The organism is Rhizobacter sp. (genome assembly GCF_035702065.1).
Lineage (GTDB): Bacteria > Pseudomonadota > Gammaproteobacteria > Burkholderiales > Burkholderiaceae_C > Rhizobacter.
Map to the genome: position 1 here is coordinate 1 of NZ_DASSRA010000053.1, position 3,473 is coordinate 3,473.

A 3,473-nucleotide genomic window follows, 5' to 3' on the forward strand; every position below is an offset into this window, starting at 1 on the left:
GCCGGTCGGCACATCGCCCACCTTGGTGACGCCGTGGGCGTCGAGCCCCAGGAAGCTCATCGCGGCGATGGCCGCGGCCACGGCGACCAGCGGCGCCGGCAGGCGCTCGGCGAAGCGCTCGATGCCGACCAGCAGGCCGATGGTGGCCAGCGCCACGATCAGCGTCGGCCAGGAGGTTTCGGGCACGTGCTGCACGATCTGCCCGAGGTTGTGCAGGAACCCGCCTTTGTCGATGTGCACACCCAGCAGCTTGGGCAGCTGGTCCACGATGATCACGATGCCGATGCCGGCCTTGAAGCCCACCAGCACCGGTTCGGAAATGAAGTTGGCGATGAAGCCCAGGCGCAGCAAGCCAGCCGCCGCGAGGATGGCGCCCACCAGCACGGTGAGCGTGGCGCAGGCCGTCAACAGCTGCTCGGGCTGGCCGCTCGCGGCCACGCTCGCGAGCGCGGAGCCGGTGAGGATGGCGATCGTGGTGGTGGTGCTCACGCTGAGCTGGCGCGAGGCGCCGAACAGCGCGTAGATCGCCATCGGCACCAGCGCGGTGTACAGGCCCACCTGCACCGGCAAGCCGGCGATCGTGGCGTAGGCCAAGGCCTTGGGGATGACGATGGCCGCCACCACCAGGCCGGCCACCACGTCGAGCTTGAGCCAGGCGCGGTCGTAGCGCCGCAGCCAGCCCAGGAACCACGGATCGCTGCGCTCTCTCATGGGGCCCACTTGTCCAGCTCGATGCTCACCCGGCGCAGCGACCAGTCGCCCGGCACGGCCGCATCGGTGAAGCCCAGGCGCACCGCCAGGCGCCGCATGGCAGTGTTGGCGGGCAGCACGAAGCCTTCCATGCAGCGCAGGCCACGCTCGCGCGCGGTGGCCATCAGGATGGGGAGCAGGTGGCCCGCCAGGCCCAGCCCCTGCCAGTCGTCGGCGATGGTCACCGCGAACTCGCAGGTGTCGCTCTGGTCCATGGACGCGACGTAACGCGCCCCCGCCACGATGGCCGCATCCGGCCCGTCACCATCGAGCGCCACCAGCGCGAACTCGCGCTCCGGCGCCGGGTTGGTGGCCAAGTCGAGCGTGGCGTCGGACAGCTGGCGGATCGGGTTGAGGAAGCGCGTGTAGCGCGCATCGGCCGACAGGCGCAGAAAGGCCGCGTTGAAGGCCTCGCGGTCATCGGGCTGGATCTCGCGCACCACGGCGCTGCGGCCATGCCGCAGCGCCAGCCTCGACGGCAGCACCGCAGGCACGGCCGCGTTCAAAACCGCTCCGGCACGTTCCGGTAGGGGTAGTCGGGCTCGACGTAGTCGCCGGGCTTCTGGCGCTTGGGCAGCACGATCTTCTGGCGCGGCAATTCCTTGTAGGGAATGCGTTCGAGGATGTCGCTGATGATGTTCAGGCGCGCACGCCGCTTGTCGTTGGAGACGACGCGGTACCAGGGCGCGAAGTCGGTGTCGGTGTGCTTGAACATGTCGTCGCGGGCACGCGAGTAGTCGAACCAGCGGCTGTACGACTTGAGATCCATGTCGGTGAGCTTCCAGATCTTGCGCCCGTCGGTGATGCGGCTCTTCAGGCGGCGCGTCTGTTCTTCGGGGCTGACCTCCAGCCAGTACTTCAGGAGGATCACGCCGGAGTCGACGATGGCCTGTTCGACCAGCGGCACGGCCTGCATGAAGCCCTTCACCTGCGCCTCGGTGCAAAAGCCCATCACCCGCTCGACGCCGGCGCGGTTGTACCAGCTGCGGTCGAAGATGACGACCTCGCCCGCGGCGGGCAGGTGCTTCACATAGCGCTGCATGTACATCTGGGTCTTCTCGCGGCTGGTAGGCGCCGGGAGCGCCACCACGCGGAAGACGCGCGGGCTCACGCGCTCGGTGAGCGCCTTGATGGTGCCGCCCTTGCCGGCGCCGTCGCGGCCCTCGAACACGATGCAGACCTTGAGGCCGTGGTGCGCCACCCATTGCTGCAGCTGGACCAGTTCCACGTGCAGGCGCTCCAGGGCCTTCAGGTAGGCCTTGTTGCCCATCTTGGAATCCGACTCCGACTCTGTCGGCTCGGCCTTGTTCGCGCGTTCGGTCATGGTGCACCTTTCGAAGAACGGTTTGTCTGAACGGGGCCGCCTGGCCTCGGCGCATGCTGCTCGATCAACCCGAGCTCCACGAGGTGAAGAATCGTGGAGATGACCGATTCGTCTTCCAGGCGCAGCAGATCGAGCAGCACCCGCAGCGGCGTCTCGCCATTGACGATCAGCAGGAAGCGGCGGGCATTCGGGGAGAGCTCGATCCGCTCGGCCACCGCCTCGCGCTGGCCGGCCAGCGTGCGCTGGTAGACCGTGTCGTCACGCAACAGGGCCACCGCCGGTGAGCGCAAGGCCGACTGCGCGGGAGCTTGTTCCTTGCGCCTGCTTCTTCTGGTTTCGGCCGGAGTGAGCGCAGACGCGCCTTCGGCCTGCCGTGCCGCTGAATTCATGCGAAACCTTTTCCCATCTGCCGTGCCGTCGCCCTGAACGACGTGGAGTGCGCAGGTTGAATCTAGACCTGCAATGGCCAAGATACCCCCTCCATGGGGGAGGGGCGTTTGCGCCAGATCAACGTCCCATGCGCCGGTTGTAGCTGCCGGTGACGCGGTCGATCAGCGTGGGGTCGCGGCCCGAGTTCTGGGAATCGAACTGCACCCGCACGCTGCCGTCGGCCTGGCGCGTGAGCGTGCCCGTGACAGTGACGCCGTCGCGCACGCCGGAGACAACGCCACGCCCCGGGTCTTCGACGGTGATCGCCAGGCCCTGGTCGCGCATCGCCCCGGAGACGGCGGCGAACGAGGCGTCGTAGTTGGCGGGGATCGTGGTGGTGTACGGGTAGGGCGTGGCCGGCACGACATAGCAGCCAGCCAGGGCGACAGGCATGGCACAGGCGAGCACCCGCAAGGCAGTGGTGAGGTTCTTCTTCATGGTGTTACCTTCTCAGCGGAAGTGGTCGATGAGCACGCTGACGTTGAGCTTGCGGTGCCTCCAGAAGATCTCGTGGATGCGCGGCTTGAGCTCGTTCAGGGTGAAGGTGTCCAGGCCTTCGTACAGGATGAGCGCCGCCGGGCGCGATCCATCGCCTTCGATGCGCTCGATCGACGTCCATTCCGGGAAGCCGTACTTCGCCAGGAACTCCTTGATCTCTTCGTCCGTCGTGTCGGGGTCGATGTTTCCCAGCAGCATGCGTGTCATGTCGGACTCCTTCTCGTTTCATTAGGGCCTGTTCACACTAAATGAGCACCCACGCCGGGGTCTGAAGGCGTGGGCGGCAAGGCGCAGCGGAGGCCGTGTGCCTATGGCACACAACGACGCTGCAACGCCGCCGCACGCGCCTTCAGGCCCCGGCCCTTCGGGTGATCTCAGCAAAAGCCCGCCCACAGCGTTGCAAATGCTCGCTGTAGCAAGTGCTACAGCTGCGCTTTGCGCCTCGTTGGCGGGCTTTTGTTGAGTCACGTGG

General features: G+C 67.1%; 6 protein-coding genes. All 6 read right to left on the reverse strand.

From position 1 onward, the window contains the following. Positions 1-711 (reverse strand): SulP family inorganic anion transporter (locus tag VFL64_RS02555; RefSeq protein ID WP_489538816.1); only part of this gene is annotated, 711 nt, incomplete at its 3' end. Further along, positions 708-1,256 (reverse strand): GNAT family N-acetyltransferase, encoded by a 549-nt coding sequence (locus VFL64_RS02560; protein ID WP_489538817.1) that lies wholly within the window; start codon positions 1,254-1,256, stop codon positions 708-710. The genes VFL64_RS02560 and VFL64_RS02555, both read right to left, overlap by 4 nt. Next, positions 1,253-2,020, reverse strand: a complete 768-nt coding sequence (gene ppk2, locus VFL64_RS02565) for a polyphosphate kinase 2 (RefSeq protein ID WP_489538821.1) — start codon at positions 2,018-2,020, stop codon at positions 1,253-1,255. The genes VFL64_RS02560 and ppk2 overlap by 4 nt, the downstream gene beginning before the upstream one ends. Before the next feature lie 50 nt (positions 2,021-2,070). Further along, positions 2,071-2,544 carry a hypothetical protein gene (locus VFL64_RS02570; RefSeq protein ID WP_489538818.1) on the reverse strand — a complete coding sequence of 158 codons (474 nt, stop codon included), beginning with the start codon at positions 2,542-2,544 and terminating at the stop codon, positions 2,071-2,073. 37 nt (positions 2,545-2,581) lie between these two features. Then, complete coding sequence (locus VFL64_RS02575; protein ID WP_489538819.1) at positions 2,582-2,941, reverse strand: hypothetical protein; 360 nt, start codon at positions 2,939-2,941, stop codon at positions 2,582-2,584. 12 nt (positions 2,942-2,953) lie between these two features. Beyond that, on the reverse strand, positions 2,954-3,208 hold the full coding sequence (locus VFL64_RS02580; RefSeq protein ID WP_489538820.1) for an RNA recognition motif domain-containing protein: 255 nt from the start codon (positions 3,206-3,208) through the stop codon (positions 2,954-2,956). Between the last annotated feature and the right edge of the window lie 265 nt (positions 3,209-3,473).